The organism is Rhodopseudomonas sp. AAP120 (genome assembly GCF_001295845.1).
Taxonomy (GTDB): domain Bacteria; phylum Pseudomonadota; class Alphaproteobacteria; order Rhizobiales; family Xanthobacteraceae; genus Rhodopseudomonas.
Genome location: NZ_LJIC01000107.1, coordinates 66,645 through 85,975, shown reverse-complemented (window position 1 = coordinate 85,975; position 19,331 = coordinate 66,645). Strand labels below are relative to the sequence as shown.

Annotated in this window: 16 protein-coding genes and 1 pseudogene; 5 read left to right on the top strand and 12 right to left on the bottom strand. The window is 59.7% G+C overall.

The window, feature by feature from the left end:
* The first annotated feature begins 249 nt into the window (after positions 1-249).
* A complete protein-coding gene (locus IP86_RS17330) occupies positions 250-633 on the top strand; it encodes a hypothetical protein (RefSeq protein ID WP_054163739.1) in 384 nt (127 codons plus the stop codon).
* 631 nt (positions 634-1,264) lie between these two features.
* Here the strand turns inward: IP86_RS17330 and IP86_RS29270 are convergent.
* The 5 genes from IP86_RS29270 to IP86_RS17310 form a co-directional block, all read right to left on the bottom strand.
* Positions 1,265-1,573 carry a hypothetical protein gene (locus IP86_RS29270; protein ID WP_210168175.1) on the bottom strand — a complete coding sequence of 103 codons (309 nt, stop codon included), beginning with the start codon at positions 1,571-1,573 and terminating at the stop codon, positions 1,265-1,267.
* A gap of 313 nt (positions 1,574-1,886) precedes the next feature.
* Positions 1,887-2,663 (bottom strand): cytochrome c3 family protein, encoded by a 777-nt coding sequence (locus IP86_RS17325; protein ID WP_012494652.1) that lies wholly within the window; start codon positions 2,661-2,663, stop codon positions 1,887-1,889.
* Complete coding sequence (locus IP86_RS17320; protein WP_012494651.1) at positions 2,660-3,355, bottom strand: iron reductase; 696 nt, start codon at positions 3,353-3,355, stop codon at positions 2,660-2,662. The genes IP86_RS17325 and IP86_RS17320 overlap by 4 nt, the downstream gene beginning before the upstream one ends.
* A 1-nt stretch (position 3,356) precedes the next feature.
* Positions 3,357-5,465, bottom strand: coding sequence for a 2Fe-2S iron-sulfur cluster-binding protein (locus IP86_RS17315; protein WP_012494650.1), 2,109 nt, complete (start codon positions 5,463-5,465; stop codon positions 3,357-3,359).
* A gap of 26 nt (positions 5,466-5,491) precedes the next feature.
* Positions 5,492-6,187 (bottom strand): Spy/CpxP family protein refolding chaperone, encoded by a 696-nt coding sequence (locus IP86_RS17310; RefSeq protein ID WP_012494649.1) that lies wholly within the window; start codon positions 6,185-6,187, stop codon positions 5,492-5,494.
* Positions 6,188-6,359: 172 nt separating this feature from the next.
* Between IP86_RS17310 and IP86_RS17305 the strand changes: the two genes are divergently transcribed.
* Positions 6,360-8,144: a DUF3141 domain-containing protein gene (locus tag IP86_RS17305; RefSeq protein ID WP_012494648.1), complete on the top strand. Its 1,785-nt coding sequence runs from the start codon at positions 6,360-6,362 to the stop codon at positions 8,142-8,144.
* On the opposite strand, the gene IP86_RS17300 is transcribed toward IP86_RS17305, so the two are convergent.
* From IP86_RS17300 to IP86_RS17290, 3 genes and pseudogenes are all read right to left on the bottom strand, one after another.
* Positions 8,129-8,542 carry a DUF1622 domain-containing protein gene (locus IP86_RS17300; protein WP_012494647.1) on the bottom strand — a complete coding sequence of 138 codons (414 nt, stop codon included), beginning with the start codon at positions 8,540-8,542 and terminating at the stop codon, positions 8,129-8,131. The genes IP86_RS17305 and IP86_RS17300 overlap by 16 nt on opposite strands.
* A gap of 55 nt (positions 8,543-8,597) precedes the next feature.
* Positions 8,598-9,710 (bottom strand): annotated as a pseudogene (locus tag IP86_RS17295) (OpgC domain-containing protein).
* Between the two features lie 349 nt (positions 9,711-10,059).
* Entirely contained in the window at positions 10,060-10,392 is a 333-nt protein-coding gene (locus IP86_RS17290; RefSeq protein ID WP_150104493.1) for a hypothetical protein, read from the bottom strand.
* 326 nt (positions 10,393-10,718) lie between these two features.
* Between IP86_RS17290 and IP86_RS17285 the strand changes: the two genes are divergently transcribed.
* A complete protein-coding gene (locus IP86_RS17285) occupies positions 10,719-10,973 on the top strand; it encodes a hypothetical protein (RefSeq protein WP_012494645.1) in 255 nt (84 codons plus the stop codon).
* A gap of 59 nt (positions 10,974-11,032) precedes the next feature.
* Here IP86_RS17285 and IP86_RS17280 read toward each other — a convergent pair whose 3' ends face one another.
* Positions 11,033-12,397 carry an MBL fold metallo-hydrolase gene (locus tag IP86_RS17280; RefSeq protein ID WP_012494644.1) on the bottom strand — a complete coding sequence of 455 codons (1,365 nt, stop codon included), beginning with the start codon at positions 12,395-12,397 and terminating at the stop codon, positions 11,033-11,035.
* Between the two features lie 226 nt (positions 12,398-12,623).
* Between IP86_RS17280 and IP86_RS17275 the strand changes: the two genes are divergently transcribed.
* Positions 12,624-13,454: an LOG family protein gene (locus tag IP86_RS17275; protein WP_012494643.1), complete on the top strand. Its 831-nt coding sequence runs from the start codon at positions 12,624-12,626 to the stop codon at positions 13,452-13,454.
* 373 nt (positions 13,455-13,827) lie between these two features.
* Here IP86_RS17275 and IP86_RS17270 read toward each other — a convergent pair whose 3' ends face one another.
* Positions 13,828-14,937, bottom strand: a complete 1,110-nt coding sequence (locus tag IP86_RS17270) for an efflux RND transporter periplasmic adaptor subunit (RefSeq protein WP_245264891.1) — start codon at positions 14,935-14,937, stop codon at positions 13,828-13,830.
* Positions 14,938-15,392: 455 nt separating this feature from the next.
* Here IP86_RS17270 and IP86_RS17265 point away from each other — a divergent pair, with 455 nt between their 5' ends.
* Positions 15,393-16,220, top strand: coding sequence for an IS5 family transposase (locus IP86_RS17265; protein WP_012494642.1), 828 nt, complete (start codon positions 15,393-15,395; stop codon positions 16,218-16,220).
* Between the two features lie 274 nt (positions 16,221-16,494).
* On the opposite strand, the gene IP86_RS17260 is transcribed toward IP86_RS17265, so the two are convergent.
* Both IP86_RS17260 and IP86_RS17255 read right to left on the bottom strand, forming a co-directional pair.
* Positions 16,495-16,740 carry a DUF2933 domain-containing protein gene (locus tag IP86_RS17260; protein ID WP_012494641.1) on the bottom strand — a complete coding sequence of 82 codons (246 nt, stop codon included), beginning with the start codon at positions 16,738-16,740 and terminating at the stop codon, positions 16,495-16,497.
* A gap of 21 nt (positions 16,741-16,761) precedes the next feature.
* Positions 16,762-19,167, bottom strand: a complete 2,406-nt coding sequence (locus tag IP86_RS17255) for a heavy metal translocating P-type ATPase (RefSeq protein WP_041809487.1) — start codon at positions 19,165-19,167, stop codon at positions 16,762-16,764.
* Positions 19,168-19,331 lie beyond the last annotated feature (164 nt).

Below are 19,331 nucleotides of genomic sequence, written 5' to 3'. Positions count from 1 at the left end.
GCGCAAGCATATCGATCTCCTAAGAAGCAACCACGCATGAGCACTCCTGCCCCGATTGGGGGCGCGGCAACTCATTGATTCATGTGCTTCTTAGGTAATGGGGGGACGATAAAGCCGGCCGAGCGCTTGCCCGACACCGGTCGAGTCAGGCTCCAGTTCGCACCGGGATTGTGGAGGTGCGATTTGCGGGAGTGACACCATTTGAGGAGAAATGGCGCTGAGGCACACTACGGAACCACAACAATTTCCATGCTGGTGACCATTAGGGCGATCGCGGTCGGTGTCTCCGATTGCGGACGTCGTCGCTTCGTGCGAGTGAACGGCCGCTTTAGCATCGGCGTGGCTATGCTGGTGCTGGTGCTGGTGCTGGTGCTGGTGCTGGTGTTGGTGCTGGTGTTGGTGGTCATGTTGATGCACGTGCTTATGAGTAAGCTCATGAGCACGTTGAGCAAGAAGCTCAGCAAGATCCTCCGGAATTGGGAAGGCCATTGCGGGGGCGAACGAGCCAAAGAGATATGCGATGGCTACCAGCCACCCCAACCATCTCCGCGCCGCTCGTCGCCGCAGGCCACTCATGCTATGATTAGTCCCCTAATACTGAAATATAGCTCCGTTTCGACCCAACGCCAATAGAAAACGACGGTAACGAGGCCTGCGGTTGAACTGTATCGCATCGCAGGACAACCCCGAAATCCGGCTTGGAGATGGTTGCGCCCGTAGGAGCGCCCACTTGCTGGTCCGAAAGAATTATACGGTACGCACCGCCGACACTTGACCGAGATCAATGTGGGTGGGCCGCCGAGCCGGTTCCATTTCCGGGCTTGGTCAGCTCGCTCCTCGCCAGTTGGCGGAAGCTTTCCCGGTCACACCAATCTGTGATTGTATCCGGCCTGCAGAGCCGGATCGTGGCGAAGGCAGGTGACGGCGTCCACGCTTTCATCGGCTATAACCGAAGTCGGCATCGCCGTAGGGACCGGAACGGATGTTGCCATGGCGAGTGGCGGCGCAAGCTTGCAGGGTCGATCTGCACGACCACGTTCGGCCAAGGCGCCTGTCGGAAGCGGCCATGGCAGCGTCGGACAATATCTATTGTTTGTCCACTTCCGTCGCCTGAATTCCGATTGCTGCCGATGCCCTTTACCCAACCTTCGGAATGTTGCTCTCGCAAATCGCAGCCACGACCAGGCGCTCTCGTCGGTCGGCGTGGTGGGCAACGCCCTAAGGCTGCGCCCCCGGGTCGCTCGTAACCGGAATGTTTCTCTGGTCACCGCTTCGAGTTCCAGTTGCCGATCTTGGAGTTCAATTCCGGATCCGCGAATAGGTGGTACCCATCCTGCTTGATGGCATCAATGGCGGACTGTCGGCGTAGAAAGGGCAGAAGTGCGCCACCGCCCTTCAGTATACGAACAAACCTCCAACCCGGGGCGACAAGCAGGTCTGGAATCACGCTGCTTGTTGGGACGACCGCGAAAAAATCGCGGGCGAATGTGCTGGCAAAGATCAGATGGGCTGCCGGCGATGCACGTCGACTACGGTTTGCACCTGATCGTCTTTGCTCCGCGTGCGCCGCCATTCAGGAGTCCTCATTGGACCGAAATAGCCTCAACTTTGGCGGTATGGCAGGCCGCCAGTTCAGCGGGTCCCCCGAGACGGCGCCGGATCTCGTCCAGATCGGAGGTTTCTGCAACCTCGATTGAGAAGCCCGCAGAAGCGAGATGCTTTGCCGAAGCTCCGCAGCAACCGCAGTTAGGATCCCTGTACACCAGCGCCGCACGCGAAGCGGCAGTCGCGCGAAGCCGAAATGGCCAGGTGATTCCGGGGATGACGCCGCAGACCGCCCTGCGCGAAAGTTGACGCGCGGCTGATATCGTCATCTTGCACCAGCCTCAATGATGTTTGTACCAACCGACATCCTTGATGTCGTTGAAGGAGTCCGTCCGATGGCAGAGGTAGCATTGGTTCACGGCCGCCTTCTCCTTTCCGGTGATCATCTGATCCATCATCACAAAATGCTCCATGTAGTGACTCGGCGGCGCCTGGTGACACTGTGCGCATTCCTTGGAGCTCGGGGAGGGGTGCATGAACTGCGCGAGCTTCCAGGAGTCCACTCCGTGGCAGTCAGCGCACTCACGCCCGAAGAGCCCCCGATGCGGTTCTCGATTGCTGTGACATTCAAAGCAACCAAGACTTGCCTTTTCGCGTTCATCGGACCTGGAAAATCCAAGGACGTTCTTCAGATCGAGCACCATCTTCTCGGTAATCGCCCGAGCCGAGGTGTCGGCGTTTCGGGAAAACGCTCCGATCTGGATAAGTACAGAGTGGTCCATCTTGGTCGGACGCACGCCGCCCGCATGCTCAAGATGACACCCACGACATTCCTTGCTCGTCGCATGAAACGCCGTCGACTGCTTGCCAAGATCGGTAGCCGCTGTCGTATGACAGGCGATGCAAGCCGCTGCCTCTACACCCTTGGTCGGCGTATGACAGGTTTCGCACCTCTCGGACAGAAACCCGTGCCGACTGGAAAGATGGCCAGGGAGGACCGCGTCGGTCCATCCCGAAACAGCCAGAGACCCGTTACGATACAGGCCCAGCGACAACGCGGCGACGCCCGCGACTGCGAGTGTCACGACCACCATATAGATGAACGTCCGAACGCTCACGAGAGCCACCGAAGCCCGTAGTAGATTTCTCCGGCGATATGCAGCGCCAACAGCGCATACATGACGATTGCCGAAACCACGTGTACGCCGATCCACTGCATGAAGATCTTCTTGATGGCTTCCTGCGACCCTATCGCATGCTCAAGATCGGAAATTCCGTCGACCAGTTGTGAGAGCGGCACTTCCTGCAGCGCTGACGCACTCACCGCCTCCGGATCCGCAGTTTCGATGGACAGAACGATCGCCGTACGGTCGTAGGCCGACCGCAATATCGAAAGACGCGATTGCTGCTCCCGGATCTCGTTGGCGGTCTGAGGCAGGTAGTATCTTCCCACGAAGCCGGTGACGACGACGACCAACATTGTGACAATCAGCGCAACCCCGAGCGGGCTGTGATATTTGTGTCCCGTGTGCAGGAGCGCAAGGAAGGCGGCGACGATCCCGGCGTAGACGTGAAATCCCAGGAGAGTCCGCGTCGACACAAGACGGTTTGCCACGACCTTGAAGCTTCTGCTGTACTTCACGAGAGGATAGATGAGGAGAAGCACCATCAGCATCGTGGCCGACGCGCCGAGTGCAAATCCTGCCAGACTGCCTGCAAATCTCGAATCCGAGTGGAGCAGATATGCGGGCACCAACAGCAAGAGGCTTGCGAGAACGATGTCAGCGATCAGGCGCCCTCTGCCGTCCATGTCAAGCCTCGACGATCAAATTTCCGATCGACTTCGCCTGGCACGCGAGGATCAGTCCGTCGGCTTTTTCCTCCTCCGTTAGCGCATCCTGGACTTCCATCGTGACCTTGCCTTCGAGAAGCCGCGTCTTGCAGATGCCGCATGTTCCGGCACGGCACGAATAGTCGATCGCCACGCCGATCGACTCGGCGACCTCGAGAACGCTTCTGTCGGGGGGCAGCGGAGCGAGCTTGCCCGACTTCGCGAAGCGGATCGATGCCGTTGCCGGACCGATCACTGCACCCCCTTCGGCGTTTTTCGGCACGGGACTTTCGATAATGGTCCTGCCTGGAGGCGGAACGGCTCCGAAGGCGGGTCCGAATGCCTCGGTTTTGACCTGTTCGGGGGGGACGCCAATTTCGCGGAGCGTCCTCTTGAGCGCTTCCATCATCCCCGGAGGCCCACACAAGTGCACGCGACGCTTTGCAAGTTCGGGTACCGAGCGTTGCAAGAATTCGGCCGTGATTTGGCCTTCGCTTCCCATCCAGGCCGTACCCGCTGCGCGCGCCATAGTGGCGGCTACATGCAGGTTGTTCATTCTACGCTGAAGGTGTTCCAGTTCGTCTCTGAAAATGAACTGTTCAGTCGTCTGGGAGCCGTAGACGAGGTAGATCTGTCCGGGCCACGCGGTATCGAACAGATATCGTATCGCCGCCATCAAGGGCGTGATACCTACGCCCCCACCGATCAAGACCACGCTCTCGGCCTCCTTGCCGGTGAAAGTGAAGGCGCCGGAAGGAGCCATGACATCAAGGAGATCGCCTTCCTTAATGCTGGCGTGCAGGTACGCGGAGAAAATGCCCCCGTCTTCTTTCTTGATCGTGGTCTCCACGTAGGCGGTCTGGGCGGCGGACGAAGCGATAGTGTAAGATCGTCTGACGACCTTTCCATCAATCTCGGCCGAGTAGGTCAAGAACTGACCCGGGAGAAACGCGAAGGGAATAGGGCCGCCCTGCGGCGCTTGCAGACGAAACGTCTTGACGCTCGGCGTTTCGTCGAAGATTGCTCCGACGCGAAGCTTACCTTTCCAGAGTCCCTCCGGCTTTGCTGGACGAGCGCTCGGAGCACTCGCCTGCGACGCGGCTGGCGCCTCCTTTTCCTGCCCTCGAGACGCATTTCTCGTCGCGGGCACGGCCGGGACATCGACCATCCTGGTTGTCGATCGAATATCGACGCCTGCGGTAGACAATGCCGGGGAATTGCCCGGGACATGTGATAATCGGTCAACCAGCGCGTTGGCCCGTCGCATTCGCGCCACATGGACGGCCAGCAGTCCGGCCGAGAAGATCGCAAGCAGTCCCATCGTGATGACGTGAAACCAGGAAACTCCAAGTACACCATCAGCACTCACCGCCGCGGTTTGCACCGGAAGATTCATCTGCGCCTTGAACCAGGTCCGCGCTATCTGCTGCGGGGACGCCCCCTCGTCCAGCGACCGCAACACGGTCACACCACTCTGGACCTGGTTGAGCGAGTCGCGAATTCGAGCGGCAGCCCCATCCGCCGCCGCCACATCGCCGGCAGCAATGGCATGCCGCAAGTCCATCTCGGCCGTTGAGATTCCGTCAATTTTGGAGTTGATTCGGCTGCGAGCTTGAGATTCCAAATTGCGGCGCTGCTCCGCCGAGAGGGCCGGCATCTCCATCAGCGACGGAAAGAACTCCTTGCGGGGCCGCCCCATCATCTCCATCTCGCCCATCATCCCCGAATTGGGACGACTTGACGATGGAGCCGCGGTGTTGCCACCCGACATTGTCGGGCCATTCGATTGCGGCACCGTATCGCTGCTAGGGGCGGCGGGATGGTGAGCCGAATGACTATCGTCCTGCGCCAGACGCCAGATTCGATTCGGCTGCTCGGCGCCCGGCCGGCCGCTCGACCGACCTGAAGCAACATCGGGCACCCTCACGCGTGTCGGCAACGCCGCGAACTCATCTTGACCTTGCTGTACGCGACCGTCATTGGCAAACGCCACAGTGACCGCGACTGTGATGCTCGCGACCAACGACCCACAGAAGAGCCGGGAGAGCAGATCGTGTCGGCACCGGAAGGGCGTAGCGGATCTCGACATGAACCCCTGCTTCCGAGAAGACGCCGTCAGAACGTCGCGATCAGCGGCAGCAAAATGGCATCTGCCGTCTGCTTTTGCCCGTCGTTCAACGATCCATACAGTCGATTGAAGGCGGCGCGAGCCGACTTGATCGCTTCCAGACGCTCCGACAGATGATGCTCGTAGTGGTCGAGCCGTTCGCTTCCCGTCACCTTGTCGTCCATCACGAGCAGTTTGCGAGCTTCCAGGAGATGCTGGCGGCTGGAGCGCAAGGCATCTGCCAATTGATTCCAGTCTGCCGCTTGCTTGTCGGAGATCTGCAACTCGGCCTTGAGGAAGGCGATCCGTCCCTCGAGGCGCTCGGTTACATCGGCAGGGCCGCTGGCGGCAGCGCCCGAAGACGGACCCATCTTGCCATGCATCTGCTCCATCATCTTCATCATTTGCATCATCATGCCGGAGCCCTGGCAGTTTGGACCTTGACAGTCCTGCATTTGGCCAGGCGGCTGCATCTTCATCATCCTGTCGTCCCTGCCGCCGCCCATGCTATTCGGATTGCCTTGGCCGCCGGGCTGACCCATGCCGCCCCCGGCGGGCGAATCCGGCTTCTTGGACATTTTGTCGTCATCCATCATCGCAAGTCGAGAACGCTCGGTCGCTGCAGCGTAGTTTAATGACAGGCCCGCCGGAACCAGACTCAGTGCAAGAAGGATGGCCGTCCCGGCGCGTTTTACGGTTTTCATGTACAATCTCCGCGTTGATGCTCGCCCACTCACTCAAGGACCGGACGAGTTGATACGTATTCAAGTTATAGACGCAGAACGGCACCAAATATTACGCGAATAAGTGCAGCCCGCGAGCGTGGGAGGGATGGTACGGTCGAATCCGAGTTCACATGAGCGCCAGAGAGCAAAAATGCAGTTCTTACACTCAAGTCCCGTTGGTTCTCAGGCCGCTCCCGAAGCACCTACACCCAATGGCGATGCATGCGGGGCAAACTCCCAGCCCACTCGTGCAGAGGCATCCGATGCCGCGCCGGACCTGTGGACGTACAGCCGCGACCTCCTCGAACGCTCCATTCTCTTCTGGGATACGCTCCGGCAACGCGCCGACGATCTGATAGAGCACGAAAGACGCGGGCTGCCGCCTCTCCTTGATTTTCGGTCCGAGACCATTCTGGATGCGCGGCAGTTTGCGCATCCCGTCAACTACGTCCTCTTGCGCATTTTCGCCGAAGACGCACCGACCATCACGCCAAGCGACGAGCAGAAATCTCCCGTCCTCGTGATCGATCCACGCGCCGGACACGGGCCGGGAATCGGCGGCTTCAAGAAGGATTCGGAGGTTGGTATCGCCCTTGCGGAGGGATACCCGGTATACTTTGTCTCGTTTTTCCCTGAGCCCTGCCGTGGACAGACCCTCGCCGACGTCTTGCATGCGCTCCGTCACTTCGTTCAAGCCGTGGCCATCCGTCACGCTGGCCGCGCGCCCATTCTGTACGGCAATTGTCAGGCCGGCTGGGCAGTGACGCTGCTCTCGGCAGACTGCAGCGGACTTGTGGGACCCGCGGTGCTGAACGGATCGCCGCTCTCCTATTGGTCGGGGGAAGCGGGTGTCAATCCAATGCGTCTCGCAGCCGGCTTCAACGGGGGCGTTTGGCTGGCACATCTCGTTGCCGATCTCGGCGATGGACGATTCGACGGCGCCTGGCTGGCGCAGAACTTCGAGAATCTGAAACCTGAAGCTCAATGGGAAAAATACGCCAACCTATTCACCCACATCGACCGAGAACGGGAGCGGTTCCTCGACTTCGAGCGCTGGTGGGGAAGCTTCTTCTTCCTTAGCCGTGAGGAAATCTTGGCGATCGTCGAAAACCTCTTCATCGGCAATCAGCTCGAAGACGGTCGTTTCCGAATCTGCGAACACTGCTTCGCCGACCTTCGTCGCATCCGCAATCCGCTCGTGATCTTTGCCTCCTACGGCGACAACATTACGCCGCCGCACCAGGCCCTAGGCTGGATTCCGATCGTGTATAGGACCACCTCCGAACTGATCCAGGCCGGACAGCGGATAGCATATTTGACCAATCCCCACGTGGGACATTTGGGAATCTTCGTGTCAGGTGCGGTTGCTCAACGCGAGCACCGGGCCATCCTCGCCAGCATGCCCGAGATCGAACGGCTCGCGCCCGGCTTATACGAGATGAAGATTGAAGAAGGAGGCGCTTCGGACAACTCGTCAAATCTCCCCTTTGCAGTGCGGTTCGAGCCACGGCAGGTCGAAGATCTCAACTTCCCGAAGCCGGACCCCGCCTTCGAGCGCATAAGAGACTTCTCCGAAACGGCAGAAGCAATCTACAAGACGTTCTTCAGCCCCTTCGTCCAGGCTACTTCCAATCCGTTGACGGCAGAAATGGCCAAATGGCTTCACCCGATGCGGGCCCGCCGCTATCTCTTCTCCCCAGCATTCTTGCCGTGGCTCCGCGGGCTCCCGCCCCTTGCGAAATCGATCCGCGACAATCGTCAGCCTTTGGCCGAAGACAATCCCTACCTTGGCGGCGAACGAAAATGGATCAGCCTGGTTACCTCGTCCATCGAAACGGCCCGGCTCAACCGCGACGCGACTCTGGAGCGCATGTTCGCGATAATGTACGGCTCTGCTCCTCCCAAGAAATCCGACACGTATCAGAGGACGACGTGATCCGCCGTTTCGGCAGCCGACTTGTACCGCTGCCAAGGCAATCGACCTTCGATCTCGATCTGCAGGCAGAAGCTCAAGAACGTCCGGATCACGATAATAAGGGCGAGAATGCCGAGGCGGTCAAACGACGGCACTATCGCGACCATTCCGATGATATCCGCGGCAATCAGAAACTCCAAGCCTAGCAAGATTCCGCGGCCTAGATTGGCACAGTAGGAACAAAAGGCGTCGTCAAATGACCCTTGCCGCATTTCGCCCAAGGACCAGATTGTTGCAGCGATGACGCCGCAGACGATTACAACGACTCCGAGCAATTCGATAGCCGACGCGGTCCAGTGAAGCCCGTGCAGAATGGCACCTTGAGTTTGTTCGGTGAAGAGATTTTCGGAAGTTATCATTCCCACTCCGCCCATATGTCCACAGTTCAAAGCAGCAATACCTCATCCGGGCGGTTCACGGATCGCCACCGACCTCCGCGGCCGTCGATTTCCGGCTGGAGGACAGACTCTTGTCGACTTGCTTCGACCACGTCCGGTAGTAGGCGACGATCGTCATCATCCATAGACCTGCCGCGCCCACCAGGATCTGGGCCAGAATCCCCTCTAAACCGAACTCCAGCACAAAATGGGCCACGAATGAAAGGAACAGACCTACACAAAACACCGGTAGCGACTGTTGCCCGCATCTGATGAGCGGCTTGAGGATTGGCCACCGCAATCCCGACCAGTCCATCGGAATGACCGATACGACGATGAAGACCAAGCTCGCCAAATGGATCACACGGTAGGGCGCGAGATTAGTCTTGTCGTTGGGAATGAACATCTCGTGAATGGCGAATGGAATGAACTGCCGCAGGGGCGGAATCCGCTCTGCGAGCGTCAGCACCAGCGCGAACAGCAGAAAAACGACACTCAGGATGTAGAGCATCTGAAAGCGAAGCAGCCATCGGCAGGCTCGGCCCCGCCAAGCGCGAGCCATGCTCCAAAGACGAAGAGCAACTGCCAGGCAAACGGATTGAAGTACCAGACTCCTGCGGGATAGGACGGAAAATTCAAGCCATAGTGACGACCTGCCAGATACAAACCGATCGATCCAATCAGGACCGCGTTTCGCCACCGCAACATGCACCAAAGCCCGATCGGAAACGCCGCCATCAGCACAATGTTGAGCGGCAGAACGTCAAGATTGAGAGGCTTGAACTTGAGCAGCAGGCCTTGCGAAAGCGTCTCGACAGGAGAGTTCATGAGGTAGGCGACGTTGAACTGATCCATGAGATGAGGATCTTCGAATCTGTGCGAGAGATAGTGCACCGACGTAAGATAGAATGAACAGCAGCAGATGCGCGGCATAGAGCTGCCACACCCGACGTAACAACCTCGTGGCCCCAATCACAAAGCCGCGGTCGATCATGATTTTTCCGAACACAAACGTCGCCGTGTAGCCGGAAATCAATACGTACAGATCTGCTCCATCGCTGAAGCCGTAGTTTCGCGTCGTGAACCAGGTGAGCACGGAGTCAGGGATATGCCCCAGGAAGATGAGCCAATTCGCAAGACCGCGAAACAAATCCAGGCGCAGATCGCGCTCCGGCTGCGGCAGAACGGATCTGATGGTGATCGTTTCCCAGATCCGCTGCCGCACTAAGATCGCAATCTGCAGCGTCCAACCGGGCGCGCGGCCAGTCGTTGCGTCAGCCAACGTTGCTCCTCTCATTCTCGATGGGTCGCTCGCCGATGTAACGAAACAATAGCCGGAAACGTCCCCTCGGTAGTTTTGCCTTTGAGGTTCATCTGAATCTGTTGCCGCAGGACGGAGAGGATATCTCTCCTCGTGCGACCGCGTAGCGTGTTTGTCCGATGGCTCAGACTTATTCCCATCTGTCGAACGAACCTGTAACCACGGCTCCTTCGCGCAGCTACTTGGAACCGGTGGACGGTGCGGTCGAGGGATTTGCGCCAGTCGTCGGGGCTGAGTCCTTCGACTGACCCTGCTGCATTCCCGACCCCATCCGGCCATGCTCGCCTTCCATTCCCTTTCGGCCCATTTGCTCGTGCTCCATTCCGTCCTTCATCATTTTCTGACCCATGCCCGGGCCCGGCTGAGCTGGCGCGGCCTGCTGAGGGGGTGCGTTCTGTTGAGCCTGAGTAACTGGCGCTTGCTGTTGCGCTGAAGCAGCTCCGGACACGCCGAAGGCCAACATAAGCGAGAGGGCCGTCATGAGGCTTCTTTGACCGATCGTCTTCATCATCGTCTCCAAATCGTTTCAACCGCCAGTTCCGAATGACTGGCCATGCAGTTGTTCGCGACCCAGTAGGCTGGAGAACAACCCTACTCTGCCGCTCGCCGTTCGTGGCTACGATCGCTTGCAAAAATATCTCGATCAGCTCTGTAAGAAATCCCCACATCAGGCGTCTATATCTCGGATGAAGTCTTGTGCATCGACTCCGACTCGCGCCGGGCGACGGTTGATCCAGCTCAAGCGCTACATCTCCGATTCTGGTTCGATTGTTTCCGGATCGAACATCTGATTTGATTGCTTTCGATACCAGCTCGGTCAAAAGGGAGAAGAGAGAAATGAACGCCTGCAAGTTGCTTGCGGCCGCTGCCGTAATATCCTTCGTTACGCTGCCTGCCGTGGCACAGACCACCACTTCTGGAGACGAGAAGAACGGCCATCACTATTCGGGTGGACCGAAGACGGAAGTCCCCCACCACATGGGCAAGAAGGAGGGCACCGGTTCGACGAGCAAGTCCGGCGGCAGCCATCACTACGGCGGCGGACCCAAGACGGACGTACCGCACCACATGGGGCCCAGGAAAGAACAATGATTGTGAAGCAGTGATCCGACGAACTAACATCGTCGGATCACTTCCTCCTTCGGCGGGACTCAGCTCAGCGCTGTTTGTTGACCTCGTTCGGGCACGAGACTTGTCCAACCTAATTCATCCGCGATGTGGCTCCGCAGCGCATGCGCGGCTCGCTGCTCACCATGAGTGACGAAGGTTCGTCTCGGCGCTATTCTTCCGCTCTTGAGCCAGGCGACTATTTCGTCAGCGTCCGCGTGAGCTGACAGGGCGTCGATATTACGAACCTCGGCAGCAATTGGTATATCCTTGCCATGGATCCGGATTGTTTTGGCGCCTGATGTCATGGCTGCCCCTCGCGTACCTTCGGCCTGATATCCGGCAAACAGGATCGTGTTCTTCTGATCCGGCGCGAAGCGCCTCAGATGATGGAGTACCCGACCGCCCGTTGCCATTCCGCTCGCCGAAATAATGACCTTGGGTATAGGGCTATCGCTCAAACGCTTTGAGTCCTCGACCGAGCGTGTATAGGTCGCGACCGAGCAAGTTGTCTTGCATTCATCGTCCGACAACTTGTGGTCGGCCTTGAATCTACAAAAGATCTCGCTCGCATCGACTGCCATCGGGCTGTCGAGGTAGATCGGTACGTTGCTGAGACCGCCGGCCGATTTGATGCGTGCGAAGTAGTAAAGTAGCGCCTGGACACGGCCAACGGCAAACGCCGGAATGACGACCGTACCTCCACGTCTCGCCGTCGTTCCGACGACTTCCTCGATCGTGCGTTGAGGATCGATTTTCGGGTGCGAACGGTCGCCATAGGTCGATTCGACAACAAGGTAATCCGCTTTCGTCAGCGGCTCGGGTTGGAGCATGATCGGGTCGTCGTGCCGACCCAAGTCACCAGAGAACGCGACCGAAATTTGCTCCCACTCGATCTCGATCGAGGCCGCTCCGAGGATGTGACCGGCGCGCCGGAGCATTAGGTTTCCGCCTCCTGGTAAGCTGTGTCCGCCGTGGAACGATACCGGCCTTAGTAAACGCAAGGCCGCCTCGGCGTCCTTCACGGTGTAGAGCGGAAGAGCGGGCTTGTGCTTGGAGAAGCCGCGCTTGTTGGCGAATCGGGCATCCTGCTCCTGCAGATGCCCAGAGTCGCGCAGCAGCACCTCGCAGAGCGCGGCCGTCGCCTCGGAGCAGAGGATGGTCCCGTTGAAGCCCTGCCTGACCAGTAGAGGGAGCGCGCCGGAGTGATCAAGGTGAGCGTGGGTCAAGATAACGGCCGAGATGCCGGCCGGCTCCACCGGGAATCTTTCCCAGTTCATCTCTCGAAGGGCTCGGGCTCCCTGAAACAGGCCACAGTCAACCAGCAGCCGATGCGACGCCGATTGCAGGAGGTATTTCGAGCCCGTAACCGTCCCCGCACCTCCGAGAAAAGACAATTTCAGGCTCATCCCATCCCCACAATTAGTTGTTCTGCGCTCGCGCCGCTCCGGCACGCTCGCCGGCTTCGCTTCGCGCCGGAATGACGAGGCCAACGCTCGCAGCGATTCGGAAGACTGTACCGCTTCGGCAATGAGCCAAAAAGTGACGGTTCTCGTGCGGCTTTATTGATCCAGCGCAACAGTGTAGTCGGCCGATAGAATAGTAAAAGCAGCATATTTTGAAATGGATGTTGTAATGAACGACACCCCGCGAACGTCGACGGAAACCCACCCTTCAAATCTCGAGCAAATGCGCTCGCCTTCCTACGAGTTGGCAGCACTCGATCAGGATTTCCTGCTTGGCGATTCCATGCGTGGTGTGCGGTTCATGCTAGAATTTGAGAAGGCAGAGGAGTTCCTGAGAGCGTGGGGAGTGCGATCGACTATAGTGGTCTTTGGATCGGCACGCGTTCGGGAAGATGGACCGCCCAGGCATTTACGATGGTACCGGGAGGCACGCTCGTTCGCTCATCTAGCTTCCAAGCGCGGGGGTGCACTCACCTCGAATGGCGGCATCCGCGACAACGTTATAGCAACTGGTGGAGGTCCGGGGATTATGGAAGCCGCGAATCGAGGAGCAAACGACGCGAGCGCGCCTTCCATTGGTTTCAACATCACCCTGCCGCATGAACAGCAACCGAACCGTTACTCGACGCCCGAACTGACGTTCCGATTCCACTACTTTGCCATGCGCAAGATGCACTTGGCCATGCGCGCCAACGCTCTCGTCGCGTTTCCCGGCGGCTTCGGCACGCTGGACGAGTTGTTCGAGATCTTGACCTTGAGGCAGACGAAGAAATCGCCGGCCATTCCGATTGTGCTATTTGACGAACAGTATTGGCGGTCTGTCGTCAATTTCGAAGCGCTCATCGACAGTGGCACTATCGACAGATCCGACTGCGATATCTTTCGGTTCGCGGAAACTGCTGAAGGCGTTTGGTCGGAACTAATTTCATGCGGCCTGGGCGTACCCGGTCTTTCCTGTCAGGCCTCGAAATTCGGTCGAGCCAAATCTTCGCACGCCTGACGATTCATCTCACGGGTGAGACTTCATGTCGCCGACCACTCTGGGAGCTGGAGGTAGAGCTGCCGCCCTCACGAGCGGTTTCGTCCCGCATTGCGGCGGTAGTCCGGCTCGATTTGCAGGCCCTCCCCGGAAGTCTTCCGATTGGGCGCTGACGCCGTGTCCGAGAACGATCACCTGGCGGCGGTTAACCGGAATCCCTAAGCGCGGAACGACAGGAGGACGTCGCTGGAGGTCGAGCCGCAATACTGTTTCGGTAAGAAGGAACCACGGTACCTACCGGTCCGCAACTCTGGTCCCATCGACGATCCTGTCGCTGGGATGAACTACAATGCGGTCTCCAACCGTCAGCCCCGAGATCACCTCGGCCGATCGGTTATTCCGGGACCGGCCTGAGCCGGGCATGCCCGTTGTCGTCGGCAAAAACAACCCACCGATCACCTTTCCGGAACAAGGCGCTTACCGGGATGGTCAATGCGTCGGTGGCGCTCCAAGTGGTCACGCGGACGACGACGCGGTAGTCGTGTCCTAGTTGTGACCACGTTTCCGGCGGATCCACGAAGTCGATGGTCACCCGGACCCGCTGCTCTTCGATGCCCAGGGCCGAGACCTTTAGGAAGCCGGCGGGATCTACTCGCACCACCCTCCCCTTGATGGGCTGCCCGCCCCAGCCGTCGATCCGGACGGCCGCGCCCACCTTGATTTGGACGGCATCCGTCGAGAGCAGGTCCGCGACGACCTCCAGATCGAGCGGGCTGCCGATGTCGACCAGCGGCGTCCCGGGCAGCTCCGTCGCCTCGCTGTCCTGGATGATCTTCAGCACGCGTCCGCTCGCCGGCGCGAGCACCCGGACGCAGCAGGCCGGCTCCGCGGACGGCGCGGCGTTGGCCGGGTCCATCAACCGGGCCGCCAGGCTGGCCCGCACCGCGCGACGCATGTCGACCCGAGCCTTGGCGCTCAACAGGGCGGCCTCGCTGGTGGCCACCTCGAACTTCGCCTTGTCGAAAGCCTGGGCGGAGGTGGACTGCGTGCGCAAGAGCGTCTGCGCCCGTTGGAATTCGGTCCGGGCGAAGTCCAGCGCGGCTTCGATCCGCTGCACCTCAGCCTCCTGCTGCTGGATGGCGGCGTCGGCCGCCAATACTTCGGCCTGAATCTGGTCGCGGGAGCGCACGTCGATGAAGCCCGGCAGCGTCGGCTGCATCAGTACCGCGACGAGGTCCATTTTGTCGATACGTTCGCGGATCACCGCTGCGGAGGCGACGGCAGCCAGCACGACGACGGACGTCGTGATCACGTAGGTCGAATGCTCCACCACCAGCCGGACGCGCATCAGTTCTCCGGCCAGGTTCGTCTTCATGACCCATGCCAGGCCGTAGTCCATCAGCCACCCTGGCGGCTGAGCGATCAGGGTCAGGATGGCGAGCTTAAGCAGCAGGATGCGCAGAACCTCGCCGCGCGTGAAGCCGGGCACCCGCAGGCTCGCCATCACGGTCGCGTTCGGACAGCGAAATCCGGGCGTTGTTGTAAACCACTCCGAACGCGATCACGGCGGCGAGCCCGGTGTAGATGCTCGCCATCGTGGTGATGAGGAGCGACGGCCTTGCGGAAGTTGACCAGGGGCACGCGCTGCAGCGCCACGCCGCCGACCGTCGGCATGGACTTCACTGCCGCTCCTTCCGGTTCTCGTCGAGGCTGAGGTTCACGCTGTTCACAACGGGCGCCTCGCGCATCAGCTCTGAAGCGCCTCGATGTCCACCATTCCCCGAATGCCGAAATAGTCCTCGACGGTCGCCACGATCGGCATCGTCACGGTGCGACGGGCACCCTCGAGCAGATCGAGCTCAACGGTGGCCCCAACCCTGAGAGCCTGACCGAAAATAGGTGAGTGACCTTAGTTGGTTGTGATTCCATCGGATTTGCAAAGATTTGAGGGAGGTCACAATGCCATGGACCAAGATCACTCGAGCGCAGTATCGGCGCGACGGGCTGCGCTACGCAAGCGACCTGACGGATGCGGAGTGGGCGTTGATCGCCCGGCGAATGCCGCCGCGACAACGTTTGGGACGGCCTCGCAGGGTCGATCTGCGGCGCGTGGTTGAAGCGATCCTGTTCATCGCTTCCACCGGCTGTCAGTGGCGCGCGCTGCCGAAGGAGTTCCCGCCCTATTCGACGGTACAAGGCTATTTCTATAGCTGGCGCGATAGCGGGCGTTGGCAAAGGATCTTCGCCGCGCTGGTTCGCCGCGCGCGACGACAACTCGGCCACAAGCCGACGCCGACTGCGGCGGTGATCGACAGCCAGAGCGTGCCGACCACCCAAGCCGGCGGTCCGCGCGGATACGACGCCGGCAAGCGCGTCTGCGGGCGCAAACGCCACATCGTCGTCGACACCAACGGCCTGTTGCTCGCTGTGCACGTTCACCCTGCCAACGTGCAGGACGGTCATGGTGCCGTGGCGCTGCTCACGGCCATGCGCCGTTGTTTCCCGCGATTGCGCCATGTCTTTGCCGATCGTATTTATCACGGCAATCAGCTTCTCACCGCGCTGGCGCCCTGCGGGCCGTGGACCATCGAAATCGTCGAGCGGCCCGCCGGCGTCAAAGGCTTTCAGCTGTTGCCGCGGCGCTGGGTAGTCGAACGCAGCTTCGCCTGGCTCGGCCGATGTCGCCGCCTCGCCAAGGACTTCGAAGCTTCCGCCGCAACCGAATGCGCCTGGCTGCACGTCGCCCATCTTCGACTGCTTCTCAGACGCCTCGCAAAACCCACATGACACAGCACCGAGTTCTGAGTCAGACTCTGAGGATGCGACCGAGCATTCCACGCCGGTGAAACTCTCCTTGAAGAAGGCGTCACTCAACGCGGCTGCGTGAAACGCTCAGGATCGATTGACGACCTTCGTAGGGCATTCCCGACTTTAGTCCGCCTTGGGCGGTTCTTCTGCTACCAGGCTGTGCTGACAACAAGAACGGGTTATCGCCGCAGTCGTGATCATTGCCAATGACTCCGGCTTATGGAGCGATGATCAACAACTTCGCTCGCCGGCATCACGGCGAGCGCTTCTCCGGCGCGCGAGGCTCACCGTGTTTTCCGTGACCGTGATGGTGAAAGAGGTGCATCAGCGGACACGCCAGCAGAATGAGGTACGGTAGCACAATGGCGATGTGCCCTTGGTGCTTTGGCCAAAGCGCGATAAGGGCGATCCCACCAATCGCAAGCGCGATTAGAAACGGGGCGGAAATCCAGAAGCTCTTCTTGCTCTGTCCCGCGACCTGTCCATCATGGTTGACCAACGTTACCTCCAATGTTTGAATTCAAATTCTCGCCACCCGCAACCGAAGCGCGTTCCCTACAACGCTGACCGAAGAAAGCGCCATGGCCGCGGCAGCGATGATGGGCGACAGCAGCAGGCCGAAAGTGGGATAGAGGACGCCAGCTGCGATCGGGATACCCGCGGCATTGTAGGCGAAGGCGAAGAAGAGGTTCTGGCGGATGTTGCTCATCGTCGCGCGCGACAGGCGCCGCGCGCGCACGATGCCGGTCAAATCTCCCTTGAGCAAAGTTATCCCGGCGCTCTCCATCGCAACGTCGGTACCCGTCCCCATGGCAATTCCGACCTCCGCTAGAGCGAGCGCAGGCGCATCGTTCACGCCGTCGCCTGCCATCGCAACCACCCGGCCCTCCCCCTTCAGCCTAGCGACGACGGCGCTCTTCTGATCGGGCAATACTTCCGCCTCGACTTCGGCAATGCCCAGCCGCCCGGCAACCGCCTCCGCGGTCGTTCGGTTGTCTCCGGTCAGCATGATCACCCTGACGCCTTCGTCGGCGAGGTCTCGCAGCGCCTCGGGGGTGGTTTGTTTGACGGGATCGGCGATGGCCAAGATGCCGGCCAACTGGCCATCGATGGCGACGTTAATAACAGTCGCCCCGTCGCCACGCTGACGTTCAGCTTCAGCCGAAAGCGCGGATGTCTCTACGCCGTTGCCCCCCATGAAGGCAACGTTCCCGATGAGCACTTTCCGCCCTTCGACTATACCAACCGCGCCCTTCCCGGCCTGCGCATCGAAATTACGGACGTCGCTCGTCTGGATACCACGTTGCTTTGCTTCGGCAACGATCGCGGCCGCCAAGGGATGCTCGCTGGCACGCTCCACGCTTGCAGCGAGGCGCAGTAACTCAAGTTCGGTAGTGCCAATGGCAGGCACCACAGCGACAACCTTAGGCTTGCCCTCCGTCAGAGTGCCGGTCTTGTCCACCACTAGGGTGTCGATGCGCTCCATGCGTTCCAGCGCTTCCGCGTTCTTGATCAGCACGCCGACCTGCGCGCCGCGCCCAACGCCCACCATGATGGACATCGGCGTTGCAAGTCCGAGCGCGCACGGGCATGCGATGATCAGCACGCTGACTGCCGCAACGATGCCGAACGCAAAGCGAGGTTCGGGGCCGTAGGCAGCCCAGGCGGCGAATGCGGCGAAGGCGACCCCTATGACGGCAGGCACGAACCAGCCTGCGACTTGGTCGGCAAGGCGTTGGATCGGTGCGCGGGATCGCTGCGCCTGTGCAACCATTTGGACGATCTGCGCCAACATCGTATCGTTGCCAACCTTGTCCGCTTGCATGATGAAGCCGCCGGATTGATTGAGTGTACCGGCAATCACCTTGCCGCCGATGTCTTTGCTGACAGGCATGGATTCGCCAGTGACCATGGATTCATCGAGGGAGGAGCGGCCCTCCACAATCTCACCATCGACAGGAACCTTCTCGCCGGGGCGTACGCGTAGTCGATCACCCGGCTGAAGCACCGCAATCTGCACCTCCTCATCGGCTTCATCGGAACGCACACGCCGCGCTGTCTTGGGAGCAAGATCGAGGAGTGCCTTGATCGCGCCGGAGGTCGCCTCGCGAGCCCGCAGTTCGAGCACCTGTCCGAGAAGGACGAGCACAGTAATGACCGCCGCTGCCTCGAAATATACAGCAACAGCGCCGTCATGCCCGCGGAACGTCGAAGGGAATACCGTAGGAGCTAGGGTGGCAACGACGCTGTAGATCCAAGCGACGCCTGTTCCCATCGCGATCAAGGTGAACATGTTGAGGTTTCGGCTCAGGATGGATCGCCAACCGCGGGCGAAGAAGGGCCAGCCGGCCCAAAGTACAACTGGTGTTGCGAGAAGAAGTTGAATCCAGTTTGAAAGCGTCTGATCAATCCAACCATGACCAGCGATAAGGTGCCCCCCCATCTCGAGCGCCACCACCGGAGCAGATAACGCTAGGCCGAGCCAGAAGCGCCGCACCATGTCGGCCAATTCGGGATTGGCGCGTGTCTCTGCCGTCGCGATCTCCGGCTCCAGGGCCATGCCGCAGATCGGACAATTGCCAGGCCCTGGTTGCCGAATCTGCGGGTGCATCGGGCAAGTGTAGATTTCACCCTCTGGCACCGTCACAGAATTGGCCGTCTTCGACGGTAACCTAGCGTAGCTTTCGGGGTCATCGAGGAATTCGGTTCGACGACGATCTGAGCAGAAGTAAACGGTTTCACCTGTCCGTTCGATCTTATGTTGCGTTGTCGCAGGATCGATGGACATGCCACGGACATGGGCTACGGCGAGACCAACATCATGATCCAAACGATATTGAGAATGACGGGAATGGAAGCCTGTATTCGCGTGCTTGTCAGTGATTTGACGAGCCCCTTTCGAAGCGTGAGTGTCATCGCCGGCCATGGTTCACTCCGTCTACGGTCAAATAGATCTTTTCTGACTACTTAGTATGACGAGGTTTATCCGCTGCGATCCCAAGGATATCCATTAGCCAAGTTTGGCTACTCGCGGTTCCAGGACTGTCCGCAACGACAGAAAACTAGCACGAACGAAACGATTATCAGCAC